Here is an 18,316-nt window from a genome sequence, read left to right on the forward strand (position 1 = left end):
GAACCCGTGGGAGCAGCCGTTCAAACATCCGGGTTGCGAGCCGCGAGGGCCCGGAGGCGACGTCGGAGGACATCAAGGAGGAATCGGACCTCAAGGCTGTATACCTCGACTGTTGACGGTTTCTGCCGCGCCGTGCGCGGCCTGCGGGCGCGGCTGGAAGCGAAAGCCCTTCAGCACCATCCGCAACGCATGCCAATGGATGCCCGCGATGACCTTCAAGGTCAGTAACGGGTGGCTGGCAAACGCCTTGATCAGGGTGCCGTCGGTCAATTCCCGACGGGCTCCGGACAGCGATGCGGCGATGATGGTCTTGTCGTTCTCCTTGCCGTGGATGGACACCTCCACCTGCGCGGCCGGAGGCCGGACACGAAATCCGTAGGACATGTCCATGCCGAGAAACGGCGAGACGTAAAACCCCTTGGGGCAATGCTGCTCGACGATCTCCGACGCGGCGCCTTGGACATTGCCCTGAACAGGCATCACATAGCTGTGCCGCTCGCCGAACGTATTGTGGACCTCGTAGATGATTGCCTCGAGCGGGCCGTCTTGCCTGATGCAAAAATAGACGCTCAGCGGATTGAAGCCATAGCCGAGGATGCGGGGCATGCAGAGCAGCTTGATGGTCAGCTGGTCTGCCTGGCATCCGGCCTGTCGCAGGAGGGCGCGAACTTGCTTTGGAAGCGGCAGGTCACCGCCATCGCCATGGTCGGAATCGTGGAAGCTGGCGAGATTGAACCGGTTCCGGGAAAAGAAGGTCAGCTTTTTCGAAAGGCTGTCTATCTCGCTCAGATCGAGCAGCATCCAGAACGCCCGGTAGCGCAGACGGTGCGCCCGGGGCAGAAAGCGGCGGTGAACAACCTGACCAGTATATAGGCACGAAGAAGACGTCATGCGGCAAGTCGCCCGCTCTGATGACAGCTCGCATCGTCAATGTAGATACGACCGGACTCGTTTTCAACACGCCATGGCCGCCTGACGCCGCCGAGTGTTTCGGCAACGGCGAGCCCGGACTGGAGCCCGTCCTCGTGGAAGCCGGCGCCGAAATAGGAGCCGCAGAACCAGATGCGATCCCGGCCTTGCAGGGACCATAAGCGGCGCTGTGCGCTCATCGCGGCGGCATCGAAGATCGGGTGCTCGTAGCATTCCTCGTGCAAGACTTGCCTGGGCTCGACCAGGGGATTGAGCGTCACGAACAAATTCTGCGCGGTCGGCAGGGGCTGCAGCGCGTTCATCCAGTAGGTTACGGTCGGACTGTCCGCGGGGCCTCTGCCGCCGATATAGTTCCAGCTTGCCCAGGCCGCCTTGCGCTGCGGCATCAGCACGGGATCGCTATGGAGAACGGCGCGGTTCTGGCTGTAGCGGAATGCCCCCAGCAGGCTCCGCTCCTCTGTGGTGGGCGCATCCAGCAGCGTAAGCGCCTGGTCGGCATGCGCCGCGATCACCACCTCGTCGAAATGGTCCGCATGGCCGCCGCAATCCCTGACTTCGACGCCCTCCGGGCGCCTTCGGATCGCCGTGACACCCCGGGCAAGGCGGATGCGGTCCCTGAAGCGATGCGTCAACGCATCGACGTAAGTCCGGCTGCCGCCGACGACCGTCCGCCATTGCGGCCGGTTGCGCAGGCGCAGCAGGCCATGATTGTCGTGAAAGCGAATGAACGAAGCGGCAGGATATTGCAGCATCAGGCTCGGCGACGACGACCAGATCGCGGCCGCCATCGGCAACAGATGGTCGCTGCGGAAGACCTCGCCGTAAGTGCCGGCGTCGAGATATTGCTCCAGGGAGGAGAGGTCGTCGAGGGACGACAAGTCCCGCGGCGCCTCGCGATAGAAGCGCCAGAGATCGCCAAGCATCGACCAGAACCGCGGGCGGAACACATTGCTGCGTTGGGCGAACAGTCCGTTCAGGCTGCTTCCCGAATATTCCAGCTCGCCTTCTTCGAGGGAGACGGCGAACGACATCTCGGAGGGATGCGTCGGCACATCGAGATGGGCGAACAGCGCCGTGAGATTGGGGTAGGTCTTCTCGTTGTAGACAATGAACCCGGTATCGACCGGGACGCTTCCATCTGGCGTGCTGACCTCGACGGTGTTGGAATGACCGCCGAGCCGACCGTCTTGTTCATAGACCGTCACGTCATGGCTTTGGCTCAGGAGCCACGCCGCGGACATTCCGGAGATACCGGTTCCAACGACCGCGATCCGCTTCCGCGGTCCGATTTCACCCTGCATCTGCCCCGTCCTCTTGGCTACGTGCGCCGATCTTTGCGTCCAGAGACAGATACGGATGAGAAGCGGCTTTGGATCAGGTTCGCCCGCGGTGATCCAAAGCCGGCCTGGATGCGTATCGGCGTGTATGCAAACCACCAGAGCAGCGGCCAGGCCAAGGTACGACAAGCGACCGCCGGGACCAAGGGGAAGGGCGCCGACGACGGACAGTCGGCCGGACGCCATGATGGCCCGGGACCACTCGCCATTCGCCAGGGGGCCTGAATGACAGCTGCCACCTTTGCCCTCGGCCTCGTCGCCGTTTCGGCCGCACTCTCCGTCGTCATGGCCATTGCCTGGCTGGTCTGGCGCGCGTCGCGAAATTCCGGGTGGGTCGATACCATCTGGACGTTCGGGCTTGGCTTGGTCGGCTTTGCCGGCGCCATCACGGCCAGACCCGTGCATTTTCACAGCGTGCTCGTCGCGGCGATGGCGGCGATCTGGGCGCTTCGGCTCGGATCCCACATCGCGCGTCGCACGCGGGGCATCACCGACGATCCGCGCTATGCCAAGCTCATTCGGGACTGGGGTGCGGACGCATCATCGAACATGTTCCGGCTGTTGCAGAAGCAGGCGATCGTCAGCATCCCGCTCGCGCTGTCGATGTGGCTGGCCGCAAATGCGCCGGGGCCGGTGCTTCCGGCGCAGACCGCGATCGCGATCCTGATTTTCGTCGTGGCCGTCGCAGGCGAAGGGATTGCCGACGAGCAACTCCGCCGGTTTCGCCATGACGCAGCCAGCAAGGGGAAGATTTGCGACGCCGGGCTATGGAGGTGGTCGCGTCATCCCAACTATTTCTTCGAATGGCTCGGCTGGCTTGCTTATCCCGTTCTCGCCATCGACCTCGGCGGACACGATCCCTGGGGCTACGTCGCGCTCGCGGCCCCGCTCTGCATGTACTGGCTGCTCGTCTATGTCTCCGGCATTCCACCGCTGGAGGAGCACATGCTGGCGGCTCGCGGCGATGCGTTCCGGAGATACCAGATGAGCACGAATGTCTTCTTTCCATGGCCGCCAAAGACAAGAACGGGAGGCTAGCTTGAGGTTCACGGAGACGGCGATCCATTTGGGCGAAACGCTTCCCTGGCCCGATCGTGTCAGCGCGGCGGTAATCGGCCGCCTGGTCGAGCGCACCCGGCGCAGCCTGGCGCAATCCCCCGGCGGTTCGGATGCCGGCTTCGCACGTGCGATCGCGGCGTTGCCGATCGCGATCAACACCGCCGAGGCCAACAGCCAGCATTACGAGATCCCCGCGCGGTTCTTCGAGATGATCCTCGGCCCGCAGCGCAAATACTCCTGCTGCTTCTATGCCGACGATCGCGACACGCTGGCGCGGGCCGAAGAGCGCGCGCTGGAGCTCACCGCCGGGCACGCGAAACTGGCGGACGGGCAGGATATTCTCGAACTCGGGTGCGGCTGGGGTTCGTTGTCGTTGTGGATGGCGCGGCGCTATCCGCGCTCACGCATCACGTCGGTCTCGAATTCGGCGTCGCAGCGAGATTTCATCCTTCGCCGGGCCGATGCCGCGAACCTGCGCAACCTCTCCGTCATCACCGCCGACATGAACGAATTCGTGCCGCAGGGCCGTTTCGACCGTGTCGTCTCCGTGGAGATGTTCGAGCACATGGTCAATTGGCGGCCGCTGCTGACACGCATGCGCGCCGCGTTGCGCACCGACGGACGATTGTTCCTGCACATCTTCACCCACAAGTCCGGCTCGTACCGGTTCTCGGCCGAGAACCGTGCGGACTGGATCGCACAGCACTTCTTCACCGGCGGCATCATGCCGAGCCATGGGCTGATCCGGCAGTTCGGCGATATCTTCAGCGTGGATCAGGAGTGGCAGTGGAACGGCCGGCACTATGAGAAGACGGCGAGGGACTGGCTGGCCAATTTCGACCGAAATCGCACGGAGATCTTCGACGTGCTGAGACAGGTCTACGGCAAGGATGCGCGCCTCTGGCAGCGGCGATGGCGGTTGTTCTTCCTCGCCACGGCCGGCCTGTTCGGTCACGCCGGAGGCGAAGAGTGGGGTGTCAGCCACTACCTGCTGTCGCCGTCGCCTTCAGCGTGACGCATCAAGCGTTCGAAAATGTGCGAACGAGCAGAAAGCTGACGAAGGCCGCGAAGGCAGAAGCTGCCGCACCGTAGACGATGTCGAGCACGGTGAGCTGAAGCGTCCAATTTCGCAGCGTTGCGAAGTTGGTCAGGTCGTAGGTGGCGTAGGCGAGGGCTCCGAACAGCGCGCCATATCCGATGACCGCGGCGGGCGAGCCGGACTTCAACCCCGGCAGCACGGCGAAGACCAGAAGTCCCACCGGATAGATCAGATAGAACGCGATCGCCGGGCCGATGCGGACATCGGTCAGCAGAATGTCTCCAAGCGTCGGCTTGTAGAGGCGAGGCCCCATCAAGCTGAGCCAAATGGCGTCGACTGCACCAAACGGTATCAGCACGGCGAGGTAGCCGATCAAATAGGTCATCGGGCGCTCCGAAGTTGACGTCACAACCTATACGCCAGCCGACGGCCTCTGGATCAGCGCGGCAGCATTGCCGCCTGGGCCACCGCGACCGATCCACGGCCGGAATCCCGCCAGGCGACGATCCAGATCAGGAAGCCGAGCAGCGCCAGAGCGGCGCCGACGGGACCGGTGGAGGTCCAGCCCAGCCCCTCGCGAATGGCGAGGCCGCCCAGGAACGGGCCGAGCGCATTGGCGGTGTTGAAGGCCGAATGGTTCAGCGCCGCTGCGAGCGCCTGTGCGTCGCCGGCGACGTCCATCAGCCGGGTCTGCAGGATGGCGCCGAGCGAGACGCTGGCGCCGATCGCGAAGATGTCGGCCGCCAGCAGCCACGGATTATGGGCCGCCAGCGGAAACACCAGCAGCGCGACCGCGGCAAACAGCAGGATGACGCCCGCCGTCGGCATCAAGGCGCGGTCGGCAAAGCGCGGCACGAACAGATTGCCGAGCGTGGCGCCGACGCCGAAGATCGCGAGGAAGAACGGGATCACCGCGGTGCTGACCCTGGTGACCTCGATCAGTGTCGTCGCCAGATACGTGTAGACCGCGAACATGCCGCCGAAGCCGATGGCGCCGATGCCGAGCGTGAGCCAGACGCGGCCGCTTCGGAGCGCGCCGAGCTCACGCAGCGGATCCGACCGGCCGGCCCGGTCGCGCGGTGCGAACAGCGCGCAAAGCAGCACCGTGAGCAATGCCAGCACCGACACGAGGCCGAAGCTCGCGCGCCAGCCGACCGCCTGGCCAATCAGATTGGCCAGGGGCACGCCGATGATGGTGGCACCGGTCAAGCCGAGCATGACCTGGCCGATCGCCCGCGAGCGTCGATCAAAGGGAACGAGCGAGGCCGCGACGAGAGCCGCGATGCCGAAGTAGGCGCCGTGCGGCAGCCCCGAGAGGAAACGGGCCGCGATCATCCAGCCGAAGCCAGGCGCAAGCGCGGTGAGCGCGTTGCCGAGCGCGAACACGGCCATCAGGACCAGCAACTGCGTCCGCCGCGCGAACCGCGCGCCGAGCACGGCGATCAGCGGCGCGCCCAGCACCACGCCGAGCGCGTAGGCGCTGATCGCGTGTCCCGCGGTCGGCTCGTCGATTCCGAGGTCGGCGGCGAAGAACGGCAGCAGGCTCATCGATGCGAATTCGGTGGTTCCGATCGCAAAGCCGCCCATCGCGAGCGAGAACAGCACAATGACGAGGTGAGGGGGCGCTGAGGCGCGCGGCCAGGTCACTTGAGGTGAGGTCGCTTGAGGCGAGGTCGTCATGTGTCCTGCATTGGTGGCGTCAACGGGAACCAGCCCTGCGAACGTCGCCACCCCTGCAAGATTTCTCCGTCGTACTTAAACCGGGATCAGCCGGCGTCAACACCGGAGCACCCCAGCGAGGCGGGCCGCATATCAGTGTCCCGAGCGCGGCGCATCTCAGCGCGGCAAGTAGTAACCGGGTGAATAGCCCGGCACCTGCGCGCGCGGACGATTCTGATAGGCGTAGGGATCATCGCTCTGGCCGGCGAAATAGGGATTCGCGATGCAGGTGAGCGCGCGGCCCGAAGAGCTTGCCTGACACTGTGCATACGTGTCGAACGTGCAATTGCTCAGCCCCGGCCATTCATCGCCGGTGAGGCAGAATGCGTGATGCGTCCCGAATGCGCGCGCCGGCGTGCCTGCACTCAGCGCGAGTGCAAATGTGGCGATTGCGAGCGAAAATGTGGCGAAAATGGGGAGGGCATTTCGTCCACGCATTTCGATTCTCCAATCACGGGATTGTGCGTGCGTCAGTGTGTAGGCGCGCATGCAGTTTAAGTCGTGTAGTCGACAATGGAACTCATGAAAACTCTTGTTTCAAAGGGTTTCCTGCGCGCGCTGCTAAACATCCATTAACGCAGCGCCGGCCTTTGGCTGCGACTGTTGCGTCCCGGTTACAGCAATTCCGACGATCACTGTTATGACCACACCACGGCCCGGGGGCCTACTGAAGAAACTGGAACGGGATTCAAATGAACAAGAATTTGTTGCTTGCCGCTGTCAGCCTCGTTGCGCTCAGCGCGACTGCGCCGGCGCTGGCGGCTGACCTCGCTGCGCGGCCTTACACCAAGGCGCCGGCGATGGTCGCCACGATCTATGACTGGAGCGGCTTCTACATCGGCATCAACGGCGGCGGCGGTTCGTCGCACGCGACCTGGGATTTCGTCGGCGTCGGCCGTGAAGGCTCGCACGATGCGACCGGCGGCACGGTTGGTGGCCAGGTTGGCTATCGCTGGCAGTCCGGCCAGTGGGTGTTCGGCGTCGAAGGCCAGGGCAACTGGGCCGATTTCTCGGGCGACAACACCAGCGCGCTGTTCGCCACCCGTAACCGCACCAAGATCGATGCTTTCGGTCTGATCACCGGCCAGGTCGGCTACGCCTGGCAAAACGTGCTGCTCTACGTCAAGGGCGGTGCCGCCGTGGTCAGCGACAAGTACGAGATCTCCAGCACGGCCGGTGCGCTGCTCGCTTCGACCAGCGACACCCGTTGGGGTGGCACGGTCGGTGCCGGCCTCGAGTTCGGCTTCGCTCCGAACTGGTCGGTTGGCGTCGAGTACAACCACATCTTCCTGTCCGACAAGGACGTGACCTTCGCTGGCTTCGCCGGCACCGAGCGCATCAAGCAGGACGTCGACATGGGCCTCGTCCGCCTGAACTACAAGTTCGGCGGCCCGAGCCTCGCCCGCTACTAAGACACGCCGCTTCGAAAGAAGCGATCGTCGAAAGCCCCGGCCTTGCGCCGGGGCTTTTTTATTGTGCGAATTCAGCGAGTTAACCATTCCATTTCGAGGTGGCACAGACGGCTTGACTCCAAAGAACGAAATGAGAACAATGTTCTGCATCCGTTCTGGTGATGGGAGTAAGCCATGTTCAAGATTTTCGTGGAAGAAGCCGCCGCACTCGCCTCGATCTCGCTGTTCGTCGGGATGATCGCAATCTGGGCGCAGGTGATTCCGCAGCTCTAGAGCAGCGGTTATGTAGACCGGCGACCTGGAACCCGGCTCAAGCCCTTGACGGTGCGGGCTTGGGGATAAGCGGGACGACGCGGCGGATCGGCCGCTCGGGCGTGGACTCTGACGCAGTGACGCCCCACCATTGGCAGGCGAGTCGGCCGGGCGGGTGCAGAATGCTCTCCTGATCCCCTGGAGCCGGCGACCGCTCCATCTCATCTGCAAGAGGCCGTCACGCGACCATGCCGAGCGCCGGATTTGTCCACCTTCACGTTCACTCGGCCTATTCGCTGCTCAAGGGCTCGATCAAGATCGGCAAGCTCGCGGAGCTTGCGAAGAAGGACCATCAGCCGGCTCTGGCGCTGACCGATACCGACAACATGTTCGGCGCGCTGGAGTTCTCCGACAAGATGGCGGGCTCCGGCATCCAGCCGATCGTCGGCTGCGAGCTCGCGATCGATTTCGGCGACCAGGATCCCAGCGCGCGCAACGCGCTTCCGCCCTCGCGCGTGGTGCTGCTGGCGGCGCAGGAGCGCGGCTATCGCAGCCTGATGCGGCTGAATTCGCGGGCATTCCTCGAATCGCCTGACAGCCACGCACCGTTCATTAAATTCGATTGGATGGAGGGCGAGACCGAAGGCCTGATCGTGCTGACGGGCGGTCCTGACGGGCCGATCTCGCTCGCGCTCGGCGCCGGACATGCCGAGCTTGCGGCCATGCGCTGCGAGCGTCTGGCAAACCTGTTCGGCGATCGCCTCTACGTCGAATTGCAGCGCCACAATATCGACAAGGAGCGGCGCGTCGAAAGCGGCCTGATCGACATCGCCTACGCCAAGGGGCTGCCGCTGGTCGCCACCAACGAGCCGTATTTCGCCGCGACCGACGATTACGAGGCGCATGACGCGCTGCTGTGCATCGCTGGCGGGCGGCTGATCGCCGAGACCGATCGGGTGCAGCTCACGCCCGATCACCGCTTCAAGACCCGCGCCGAGATGGCGGTGCTGTTCGCCGACATTCCAGAGGCGCTGGCCTCGACGGTGGAAATCGCCGAGCGCTGCTCGTTCCGCCCGATGACGCGCAAGCCGATCCTGCCGTTCTTCACCGTCGGCGCCGCCGCAAGCTCCGATGCTGCCTCGGTCGAGGCCACCGAATTGAAGCGGCAGGCGGAGGAGGGGCTTGCCAACCGCCTGCGCGTGCACGGCCTGTCGCAGGGGACGACGGACGAGGACTACAGCAAGCGCCTGGCGTTCGAACTCGACGTCATCATGCGCATGAAGTACGCGGGCTACTTCCTGATCGTGTCGGACTTCATCAAATGGGCGAAGGGCCAGGGCATTCCGGTCGGGCCGGGCCGCGGCTCCGGCGCAGGCTCGCTGGTGGCCTGGGCACTGACCATCACCGATCTCGATCCGATCAAGTTCGGCCTGCTGTTCGAGCGCTTCCTCAATCCGGAACGCGTCTCGATGCCGGACTTCGACATCGACTTCTGCCAGGACCGCCGCGGCGAGGTGATCAAGTACGTGCAGGAGCGCTACGGCCGCGATCAGGTCGCGCAGATCATCACCTTCGGAACGCTGCAGGCGCGTGGCGTGCTGCGCGACGTCGGCCGTGTGCTGCAAATGCCCTACGGCCAGGTCGACAAGCTGACCAAGCTGGTGCCGCAAAATCCCGCCGCACCGGTGACGCTGGCGGCCGCGATCGAGAGCGAGCCGAAGCTTCAGGCGTTTCGCGACGAAGATCCGGTGGTCGCGCGTGCCTTCGACATCGCGCAGCGCCTCGAAGGCCTGACCCGCCACGCCTCGACGCACGCGGCCGGCATCGTGATCGGCGATCGCCCCTTGAGCGAACTCGTGCCGATGTACCGCGATCCCAAGTCGGACATGCCGGTAACCCAGTTCAACATGAAATGGGTCGAGCCGGCGGGCCTCGTGAAGTTCGACTTCCTCGGCTTGAAAACGCTGACCGTGCTCGACGTCGCGATCAAGCTGCTCAAGCCGCGCAACATCCACGTCGATCTCGCCACGCTGCCGATCGACGATGCCGAGAGCTACCAGATGCTGGCGCGCGGCGACGTGGTCGGCGTGTTCCAGGTTGAAAGCCAGGGCATGCGGCGCGCGCTGATCGACATGCGTCCCGACCGTTTCGAGGACATCATCGCGCTGGTCGCGCTGTATCGCCCGGGCCCGATGGCGAACATCCCGACCTATTGCGCGCGCAAGCACGGCGACGAGGAGCCGGAATATCTCCACCCCGTGCTGGAGCAGATTCTCAAGGAGACCTTCGGCGTCATCATCTACCAGGAACAGGTGATGCAGATCGCGCAGGTGATGTCGGGCTATTCGCTCGGCGACGCCGACCTGCTCCGCCGCGCCATGGGCAAGAAGATCCGCGCCGAGATGGACAAGCAGCGCGATATCTTCGTCTCGGGCGCAGTGAAGAACGGCGTGCCGAAGGGGCAGGCCGAGACCATCTTCGAGCTGCTCGCCAAATTCGCCGACTACGGCTTCAACAAGAGCCACGCGGCGGCCTATGCGCTGGTGTCCTACCACACCGCCTACATGAAAGCGCATTATCCGGTCGAGTTCATCGCGGCGTCGATGACGCTGGATCTGAACAACACCGACAAGCTTTCCGAATTCCGCTCCGAGGCGCAGCGCCTCGGCATCAAGGTCGAGCCGCCGAACATCAACCGGTCCGGAGCGACCTTCGAGGTCGGCGACAAGACCATCTACTATGCGCTCGCCGCACTGAAGGGCGTCGGCATCCAGGCCATCGACCAGATCATTGAGGAGCGGACCAAGCGGGGATTGTTCACTTCGCTCGCCGACTTCGCCGCGCGGGTCAATCCGCGTGCGATCAACAAGCGCATCATCGAGAGTCTCGCCGCCGCCGGCGCCTTCGACACGCTGGAGCCGAATCGCGCCCGGGTGTTCGCCGGTGCGGATGCCGTGCTCGCCGCCTGTCAGCGCTCCCATGAAGCGGCGACCGTCGGGCAGAACGACATGTTCGGCGGCGCCGCCGACGCGCCGACGATCATGCTGCCGCAGGTCGAGCCGTGGCTGCCGGCCGAAAAGCTTCGCCGCGAATACGACGCCGTCGGCTTCTTCCTGTCCGGCCACCCGCTCGACGATTACGCCACCGTGCTGAAGCGGCTGCGGGTGCAGAGCTGGGCCGAATTCTCGCGGGCGGTGAAGACCGGCGCGACCGCCGGCAAGGTCGCCGCCACCGTGGTGTCGCGCATGGAGCGGCGTACCAAGACCGGCAACAAGATGGGCATCATGGGCCTGTCCGATCCGACCGGCCATTTCGAGGCGGTGCTGTTCTCCGAAGGCCTCGCGCAATATCGCGACGTTCTGGAGCCCGGTGCCGCCGTGCTGCTTCAGCTCGGTGCCGAGCTTCAGGGCGAGGACGTCCGCGCCCGCGTGCTGCACGCCGAGCCGCTCGATGACGCCGCCGCCAAGACGCAGAAGGGCCTGCGCATCTTCGTGCGCGATACCAAGCCGCTGGACTCGATCGCCAAGCGATTGGCCGGACCCGACATGGCGGCCTCAAACGGCGCCGCGCCAAAGACCCCCAGTCCGGGCCTTGCGCCGCGCTCCAACGGCGACGGCGAGGTCTCGCTGGTGATGATGCTCGACCTCGAGACCGAGGTCGAGATGAAGCTGCCCGGCCGCTTCAAGGTTTCGCCGCAGATCGCGGGGGCGATCAAGGCGGTCGCGGGGGTCGTGGACGTGCAGCAGCTCTGACCTTGCCTGGCTTGCCGCAAACCAAAGCTTAACCATCAGGATCATGGTCGGTTTCGAGGCCAGTGCCGCACAGCTATGAGTTGTTTCCGGGACGCCCGACCGGGCGGCAAGCCGATGAGGAAAACAACCATGTGCGACAAATGCTCAGAGGATCTGCAACGTTCGACGACGCGGTCGCGGCGCTCGATGATGTTTCTTGCTGCTTCAGCACTCGGGATGGCACTCGGCGGACCCGCGTTGGCGAAGGGGCCGAAGGCGCCGCCCAAACCGGAGAACGCGCTGTCGCCCGATGCCGCGCTCAAGCGGTTGATGGAAGGCAATGCGCGTTACGTGTCGGGCGTTTCGCGCCGCCACGACTTCACGCATGAACGCGAGGCGCTGGTCGGCGGTCAAAATCCCTACGCGGCCGTCTTGAGCTGCGCCGATTCGCGGATCGCGCCCGAATATGCTTTCGACAGCGGTCGCGGAGATCTCTTCGTATGCCGTGTCGCGGGAAATTTTGCCGGGGATGAAACCGTCGCCAGCATGGAGTACACGGTCGCGGTGCTCGGCACGCCTGTGATCCTGGTGCTCGGCCACGACAATTGCGGTGCGGTCGATGCGACCATCAAGTCGCTGAAGGACGACAAGCCGCTGCCGGGGCATATCCCCACGCTCGTATCTGCGATCGCGCCCGCGGTGAAGGCGGCTGCTCAGCAGAGTGGAAATGCGCTCGACAACGCCATTCGTCAGAATGTCATCGACAATGTCACCAAGCTGAAGACGGCCGCGCCGATCCTCAATGCTGCGGTGGAGCAGGGCAAGCTGAAGATCGTTGGCGGCATCTACCGTCTCAAGACGGGAACGGTCGATCTGATCGCCCTCAGCTGAGCGCTTATCGCAACTATCCGCTCTGTGGCCATCCTCCGACACTCCCGCCTTCGGCGGCCGCTCGGGGGGAGGCCCAGTCGCGCGGCCGTTGCTTCAGCGATCAACGACGCCGCTCAGCCTCGTTCTGAAGGAGACCACGAGCGTTCGTCGTGAAGGACGAAACGCGCGCCCAGGTCGGACGAAACACCGACAACTTGCCCTGAGCGGCAATGCGTGGATGAGGCTTACGCGGACCTGACGCGGAGGCTTGCCATGGAGCGGCGGCGCCATGCCGCCGCCTCAATCCGCGCCTTTCGTTCAAGCACCGTTCAGCTGGCCGGGCTTTTGATGCGCGGTGGCACCTCAACAACAAGGCGGGCAAGCAGCCATGCGTGGGACGCTCCGGGTTTTCATCTGTCTTCTCCTGCCGATCGTGGCCCTTGCCGCGGGCGCGCCGGATCTGGCACGCGCGCAGCAGCAGGAAAAACGGATCGCGCTCGTGGTCGGCAACGGCGCCTATGCCAAGTCGCCGCTGGCGACGACCGCGAACGATGCCGGGCTGATCGCGCAGACGCTTCAGGCGGCGGGCTTCGACGTCGTCGGCGCGCGCGATCTCGACGGCGACACGCTGCGGAAGAGCTTTCGCGATTTCATCCAGAAGGCGCAGGCCTCGGGACCCGGCACCGTCGCAATGGTCTATCTGGCCGGTTATGGCGTGCAGCTCTCCGGCGAGAACTATTTCATCCCGGTCGATTCCAACATCACCCGCGACACCGACATTCCGACCGAAGGCCTGCGCATCGGCGACTATGCGCGCCAGCTGGCCGCCATTCCTCTCAAAGCCAACATCATCGTGCTCGACGCGGCCCGGGCGCAGCCCTTCATCGAGGGCGGCCAGCCGATCGCGAGCGGGCTGGCGCTGGTCGAGCCTGATCCGAACATGCTGATCGCCTTCAATGCCGCGCCGGGCACCGTGGCGCCGCAGGAGCCGGGACCTTACGGCATCTACGCGCAGTCGCTCGCCGAGATGATCCGCACCGGCGGCCTGCCACTGCCCGAGGTGTTCGACCGCGTCCGCCTGCGCGTCAACGAGGCCAGCAAGGGCGCGCAGGTGCCTTGGAACGAGCAGAAGATATCGGCGCCATTCTCGTTCTTCGAACGCGGGCCCGACGCGCCGCCGCCGGAGAACACGCCGGACCAGGTCGCCGCGATCCGCAGCAAGCCGATCCGTGATCTCGGCGTGCAGGACGCCTATGCCGCGGCGCTCGAGCGCGACACGCTGCCGGCCTATGAGGAATTTCTCGCCGCCTATCCCGGCGATCCCATGGCGAAGCGTGTGATGGCGATCGTCGCGGCGCGCCGCGAGGCCATCACCTGGCGGCGGACCTATCGGAACGACACGCCGGAAGCCTATTGGTCCTATCTGCGCCGCTATCCGCGCGGGCCCCATGCGGGTGACGCGCGCCGGCGCCTCGCGATCCTGACCGCGCCGGTCGAACCGCCGCCGACCTTTGCGATGATCGACTATGACGTGCCGCCTCCGCCGCCGGAGGAGATCGTCTATGTCGACCGTCCGGTGCTGCTGTTCGGCGATCCCGTGTTCGGCTTCGCGCCGCCGCCACCGCCGCCGGTTTACTACCTGCCGCCGCCGCCGCCCGATTTCGTCGTGCTCGAGCCGCCGCTGCCGGTCGTCGGCTTGTTCGTGCTGCCGCAGCCGATGTTCGTGCCGATTCCGGTGTTCGTCAGGCCGCCGATCTATGTCGCGCCGCCGCCGAACAACATCATCTATCAGAACATCCACAACACCACGGTCATCAACACCGTGATCAACCGGCCGCCGCTGCCGCCCCCGCCGGGGCCGGGGCCAGGACCGGCAGGACCCGGAGCCGGACCGGGACCGGGACCTGGCAATCTCGCGCCAGCGGTTGCCGGCCGCGCCAACGCTGTCGGTCCAGCCGTGCCGCAGGCGGTCGCGCAGCGCGCGGCCCTGATCCAGCAGGGCAAGGCGCCGATGCCGCTGAGCGCGACGATGCAGCCGACGGCGAGGCCCGGAATGCCTCCAGCGACGCCGGCCAATGTCGCGCCAAATGCAGGACCGGGCGCGGGACCGGGTGGTGCCGTACCGGGTGTCGTCCCAGGTGCGGGGCCGACCGCTGCGCCGCAGACGAGGCTGCCCGCCACCAACACGCTGCCGGTTCCCGGGGCCCAGGGCGGCCCGCCAGCGCCGCCAGCGGGGGCAGGGGCTCTGCCGGGCGGTCGGCCCGCGCCGACGTCGAACCTACCCGGCGGTCCGCTGCGTCCGGGTGTGCCCACCACTGCGGCGCCCGGCACGACACCGCCCGGTCGCCCCGGTGTGCCAACGGCCGCCGCTCCGGCGACGGCTGCGCCCACCGTCACAAACCCGGCCGTTGCACCCGGCCAGCTGCCGAAGCCGCCAGTGGCACAGACACCGCCCACCGCGGGGGCGCCGGGCACGCCGCCCGGCAGCATCGCGGGACGGCCGGTCACCCCGCCGCCCTCGGCAGCGCGCGAGCCAGTCAGGCCACAGAATCTGCCGTCGGCTGCTCCAGCTCAGGCGTCCCGGCCATCGCCACCGCCACCATCGCGGCCTCAGGCCGTGGCGAGGCCGACCGCTCCGCCGCCGCAGATGACCCGGCCGGCACCGCCGCCGCATGTCACATCGCCTCCGCCGGTCCGGGCGGCTCCGCCCGTGGCGGTCGCACGGCCTGCGCCGCCACCGATGGCGCGGCCCGCGCCGCCGCCGCAGATGGCTCGCCCGGCCCCCCGCCGCCGGTCGCCCGGCCGGCGCCGCCGCCACCGCCCCGGATGGCTGTCGCGCCCCCGCCGCGCCCCGCGCCACCCCCACCGCGTCCCGCGGCGCCGCCGCCGGCCGCGAAGAAATGCCCGCCAAATCAGCCCAAGTGCTAGCGGAGGGCGACAATCGTAGAATGGGGCCTTCGGCGGGCGAAAACCGCCCCTGAAGGCCCTTATTTCCTTGCTTCTGGCCGAAATGGCGCTATACAGCGCGCCATCTCACACGGAAACATGGCTCACAAGGCCGTCCGGTGGCAGCCGGGGCGAGAACGCTCCGTTTTGCTCACACGTTTCCGGAGGAACCAACCGGAGAATTAGAACGATGGCACTACCCGATTTCACTATGCGTCAGCTGCTCGAAGCCGGCGTCCACTTTGGTCACCAGTCTCACCGCTGGAATCCGAAAATGGCTCCGTTCATTTTCGGCGCTCGCAACAACATCCACATCGTCGACCTCGCGCAGACCGTGCCGCTGCTGCACACCGCCTTGCAGGCCGTGAGCGACACCGTCGCCAAGGGTGGTCGCATCCTGTTCGTCGGCACCAAGCGCCAGGCGCAGGACGGCGTCGCGGACGCTGCCAAGCGCTGCGCGCAGTATTTCGTCAATTCGCGCTGGCTCGGCGGCACGCTGACCAACTGGAAGACGATCTCGGCCTCGATCAAGCGCCTGCGTCATCTCGATGAGGTGCTCGCGGGCGGCGAAGCCAATTCCTACACGAAGAAGGAGCGCCTGACGCTTCAGCGTGAGCGCGACAAGCTCGATCGCTCGCTCGGCGGCATCAAGGACATGGGCGGTCTGCCCGACCTGATCTTCGTGATCGACACCAACAAGGAAGACATCGCGATCCAGGAAGCCCAGCGGCTCAACATCCCGGTCGCCGCGATCGTCGACACCAATTCCGACCCGAAGGGCATCACCTATGTGGTGCCGGGCAATGACGACGCCGGCCGCGCCATCTCGTTGTATTGCGACCTGATCGCCCGAGCGGCGATCGACGGCATCTCGCGCGCCCAGGGCGATTCGGGCATCGACGTCGGTGCCTCGACCCGTCCGCTCGTCGAAGAGCTCCCGGCGGCCTCCACGAGCGGCTTCCAGGGCCTCGCCGGTCCCCGCGGCACCGCCGACGACCTGAAGAAGCTCCCGGGCGTCTCGGGCGCGATCGAGAAGAAGTTCAACGACCTCGGTATCTTCCACTTCTGGCAGCTCGCCGAGCTCGACCACGACACCGCGCACAAGATCGGCGAAGAAGTCGGTCTGCCGAGCCGCGCGGACGCATGGGTCGCCAAGGCCAAGGCGCTGACCGCGGAAGCGGAATAGTCAAAAAGAGCGATGGGTTGGCCGGATAAGCTCCGGCCACCATTTCAGTTGACGCGAATTCCTGAGATGGACCGCGGCGGGGCAATTTGATGCCACGCCGCGGCAAACCGGCAGGCAAAAAGGATTTTCAACGATGGCAACGATCACAGCTGCGATGGTCAAGGACCTGCGCGAGTCGACCGGCGCGGGCATGATGGACTGCAAGGCCGCGCTCACCGAGACCGCCGGCGACATGGAAGCGGCGCAGGACTGGCTCCGCAAGAAGGGCCTGTCCAAGGCCGCCAAGAAGTCGGGTCGCGTCGCGGCCGAGGGCCTGATCGGCGCGCTCACCAAGGGCAACAAGGGCGTCGTGGTCGAGGTCAACTCCGAGACCGACTTCGTCGCGCGCAACGGTCAGTTCCAGGGCCTGGTCAAGATGATCGCCCAGGTCGCCTTCGACGTCGGCGCCGATGTCGAGAAGATCAAGGCCGCCAAGGTCGGCGACGTCACGGTGGAAGCCGCGATCAATGATGCGATCGCCACCATCGGCGAGAACATGTCGCTGCGCCGCGCAGCTGCCCTCGAAGTGAGCCAGGGCGTGGTGTCGAGCTACGTCCACGGCGCGGTCATCGATGGCGCCGGCAAGATGGGCGTGATCGTCGCGCTGGAATCGCCCGGCAAGGCCGACGAGCTCGCGACGCTCGGCCGCCAGATCGCGATGCATATCGCCGCCACCAACCCGCTCGCGCTCGATCCGACCGGCCTCGATCCGGCGGTCGTGAAGCGCGAGAAGGACGTGCTCGCCGACAAATATCGCCAGCAGGGCAAGCCTGAGAACGTGATCGAGAAGATCGTCGAGTCCGGCCTCAAGACCTATTACAAGGAAGTCTGCCTGCTCGAGCAGGCCTTCATCCACGACACCGGCAAGTCGGTGGCGCAGGCGGTGAAGGAAGCCGAAGGCAAGGTCGGCGGCGCCATCAAGATCGCGGGCTTCGTGCGCTATGCTCTCGGCGAGGGAATCGAGAAGCAGGAAAGCGACTTCGCAGCCGAGGTCGCGGCGGCCAGCGGCAAGAAGTAAGCGCCGGAACGTTCCTTCCGGCGTGCCGCCGGAAGCGGCGCCCGGACGAGGAAAGTGCTCATGACTGATCCGGCTTACCGTCGCGTGGTGATAAAGCTGTCCGGCGAATATCTCGCGGGACAGCAAGGTTTCGGCATCGATCAGCCGACCGTGGACCGGGTTGCGGACGATCTGATCGCCGCCCGCCATCTCGGCACCGAGGTTGCGGTGGTGATCGGCGGCGGCAATATCGTGCGCGGTGTCGAGGTATCGGCCCGCGGCGTGTCGCGTCCGACCGGCGACACCATGGGCATGCTCGCCACCATGATGAACTGCCTCGCGCTGGAATCGGCGATCGAGCGCAAGGGCACGCCGGCGCGCACGCTGTCGGCCTTCGTCATGCCCGAGATTTCCGAGCTGTTCACCCGCACCGCGGCACACAAATACCTTGCCGAGGGCCGGATCGTGCTGCTCGGCGGCGGAACCGGCAATCCGTTCTTCACCACCGATACGACCGCGGTGCTGCGCGCCGCCGAGATCGGGGCCCAGGCGGTGCTGAAGGCGACCAATGTCGACGGTGTCTACTCGGCCGACCCGAAGAAGGATCCGACCGCGACGCGGTTCGACCGGCTGACGCATTCGCAGGCGATCGAGGGCGGCTACAAGGTGATGGACGCGACCGCCTTCGCACTTGCCCGCGAGACGTCGCTGCCTATCATTGTGTTCTCGATCGCGGAGCCGGGTTCGATCGGCGCGATTCTGCGTGGCGGCGGCCACGGAACCATCGTCGCCGGCTGAC

13 protein-coding genes and 1 pseudogene are annotated in these 18,316 nt (G+C 65.7%); 9 read left to right on the forward strand and 5 right to left on the reverse strand.

What is annotated here, in order from left to right; genetic code table 11:
• Positions 1-90: 90 nt before the first annotated feature.
• Positions 91-891, reverse strand: a complete 801-nt coding sequence (locus F8237_RS31390; RefSeq protein ID WP_151649963.1) for a DUF1365 domain-containing protein — start codon at positions 889-891, stop codon at positions 91-93.
• Complete coding sequence (locus F8237_RS31395; protein WP_151649964.1) at positions 888-2,231, reverse strand: NAD(P)/FAD-dependent oxidoreductase; 1,344 nt, start codon at positions 2,229-2,231, stop codon at positions 888-890. The genes F8237_RS31390 and F8237_RS31395 overlap by 4 nt, the downstream gene beginning before the upstream one ends.
• 261 nt (positions 2,232-2,492) lie before the next feature.
• Here F8237_RS31395 and F8237_RS31400 point away from each other — a divergent pair, with 261 nt between their 5' ends.
• Both F8237_RS31400 and F8237_RS31405 read left to right on the forward strand, forming a co-directional pair.
• The gene (locus tag F8237_RS31400; RefSeq protein WP_151649965.1) at positions 2,493-3,305 is read left to right on the forward strand and encodes a DUF1295 domain-containing protein; all 813 of its coding nucleotides are present in this window, start codon (positions 2,493-2,495) and stop codon (positions 3,303-3,305) included.
• Between the two features lies 1 nt (position 3,306).
• Complete coding sequence (locus F8237_RS31405; protein WP_151649966.1) at positions 3,307-4,341, forward strand: SAM-dependent methyltransferase; 1,035 nt, start codon at positions 3,307-3,309, stop codon at positions 4,339-4,341.
• A 4-nt stretch (positions 4,342-4,345) separates the two neighbouring features.
• On the opposite strand, the gene F8237_RS31410 is transcribed toward F8237_RS31405, so the two are convergent.
• From F8237_RS31410 to F8237_RS31420, 3 genes are all read right to left on the reverse strand, one after another.
• Positions 4,346-4,750, reverse strand: a complete 405-nt coding sequence (locus F8237_RS31410) for a DUF2177 family protein (RefSeq protein WP_151649967.1) — start codon at positions 4,748-4,750, stop codon at positions 4,346-4,348.
• A gap of 53 nt (positions 4,751-4,803) precedes the next feature.
• Positions 4,804-6,045, reverse strand: coding sequence for an MFS transporter (locus F8237_RS31415; protein WP_151650740.1), 1,242 nt, complete (start codon positions 6,043-6,045; stop codon positions 4,804-4,806).
• 156 nt (positions 6,046-6,201) lie between these two features.
• Positions 6,202-6,522 carry a DUF3551 domain-containing protein gene (locus F8237_RS31420; RefSeq protein ID WP_151650741.1) on the reverse strand — a complete coding sequence of 107 codons (321 nt, stop codon included), beginning with the start codon at positions 6,520-6,522 and terminating at the stop codon, positions 6,202-6,204.
• Between the two features lie 254 nt (positions 6,523-6,776).
• Here F8237_RS31420 and F8237_RS31425 point away from each other — a divergent pair, with 254 nt between their 5' ends.
• From F8237_RS31425 to pyrH, 7 genes and pseudogenes are all read left to right on the forward strand, one after another.
• Positions 6,777-7,496, forward strand: a complete 720-nt coding sequence (locus F8237_RS31425; RefSeq protein ID WP_151649968.1) for an outer membrane protein — start codon at positions 6,777-6,779, stop codon at positions 7,494-7,496.
• A 500-nt stretch (positions 7,497-7,996) separates the two neighbouring features.
• Positions 7,997-11,500, forward strand: a complete 3,504-nt coding sequence (gene dnaE / locus F8237_RS31430; RefSeq protein ID WP_151649969.1) for a DNA polymerase III subunit alpha — start codon at positions 7,997-7,999, stop codon at positions 11,498-11,500.
• A gap of 129 nt (positions 11,501-11,629) precedes the next feature.
• The gene (locus tag F8237_RS31435; protein WP_151649970.1) at positions 11,630-12,370 is read left to right on the forward strand and encodes a carbonic anhydrase; all 741 of its coding nucleotides are present in this window, start codon (positions 11,630-11,632) and stop codon (positions 12,368-12,370) included.
• A 367-nt stretch (positions 12,371-12,737) separates the two neighbouring features.
• Positions 12,738-15,277: pseudogene (locus F8237_RS31440) on the forward strand (caspase family protein).
• Positions 15,278-15,485: 208 nt separating this feature from the next.
• Entirely contained in the window at positions 15,486-16,481 is a 996-nt protein-coding gene (locus F8237_RS31445) for a 30S ribosomal protein S2 (RefSeq protein WP_151649971.1), read from the forward strand.
• A 133-nt stretch (positions 16,482-16,614) separates the two neighbouring features.
• Entirely contained in the window at positions 16,615-17,538 is a 924-nt protein-coding gene (gene tsf, locus F8237_RS31450; protein WP_151649972.1) for a translation elongation factor Ts, read from the forward strand.
• Positions 17,539-17,598: 60 nt separating this feature from the next.
• Positions 17,599-18,315, forward strand: a complete 717-nt coding sequence (gene pyrH / locus F8237_RS31455; protein ID WP_151649973.1) for a UMP kinase — start codon at positions 17,599-17,601, stop codon at positions 18,313-18,315.
• Position 18,316 lies beyond the last annotated feature (1 nt).

Origin of the sequence: Bradyrhizobium betae, assembly GCF_008932115.1 — a bacterium.
Taxonomy (GTDB): domain Bacteria; phylum Pseudomonadota; class Alphaproteobacteria; order Rhizobiales; family Xanthobacteraceae; genus Bradyrhizobium; species Bradyrhizobium betae.

Excerpts from the sequence above, each read along its gene's own strand:
- F8237_RS31415 (WP_151650740.1), bottom strand. The coding sequence starts at position 6,045 with ATGACGACCTCGCCTCAAGCGACCTCACCTCAAGTGACCTGGCCGCGC.
- tsf (WP_151649972.1), top strand. The coding sequence starts at position 16,615 with ATGGCAACGATCACAGCTGCGATGGTCAAGGACCTGCGCGAGTCGACC.
- F8237_RS31395 (WP_151649964.1), bottom strand. The coding sequence starts at position 2,231 with ATGCAGGGTGAAATCGGACCGCGGAAGCGGATCGCGGTCGTTGGAACC.
- F8237_RS31445 (WP_151649971.1), top strand. The coding sequence starts at position 15,486 with ATGGCACTACCCGATTTCACTATGCGTCAGCTGCTCGAAGCCGGCGTC.
- F8237_RS31400 (WP_151649965.1), top strand. The coding sequence starts at position 2,493 with ATGACAGCTGCCACCTTTGCCCTCGGCCTCGTCGCCGTTTCGGCCGCA.
- F8237_RS31390 (WP_151649963.1), bottom strand. The coding sequence starts at position 891 with ATGACGTCTTCTTCGTGCCTATATACTGGTCAGGTTGTTCACCGCCGC.
- F8237_RS31425 (WP_151649968.1), top strand. The coding sequence starts at position 6,777 with ATGAACAAGAATTTGTTGCTTGCCGCTGTCAGCCTCGTTGCGCTCAGC.
- F8237_RS31410 (WP_151649967.1), bottom strand. The coding sequence starts at position 4,750 with ATGACCTATTTGATCGGCTACCTCGCCGTGCTGATACCGTTTGGTGCA.
- F8237_RS31420 (WP_151650741.1), bottom strand. The coding sequence starts at position 6,522 with ATGCGTGGACGAAATGCCCTCCCCATTTTCGCCACATTTTCGCTCGCA.
- pyrH (WP_151649973.1), top strand. The coding sequence starts at position 17,599 with ATGACTGATCCGGCTTACCGTCGCGTGGTGATAAAGCTGTCCGGCGAA.
- F8237_RS31435 (WP_151649970.1), top strand. The coding sequence starts at position 11,630 with ATGTGCGACAAATGCTCAGAGGATCTGCAACGTTCGACGACGCGGTCG.
- dnaE (WP_151649969.1), top strand. The coding sequence starts at position 7,997 with ATGCCGAGCGCCGGATTTGTCCACCTTCACGTTCACTCGGCCTATTCG.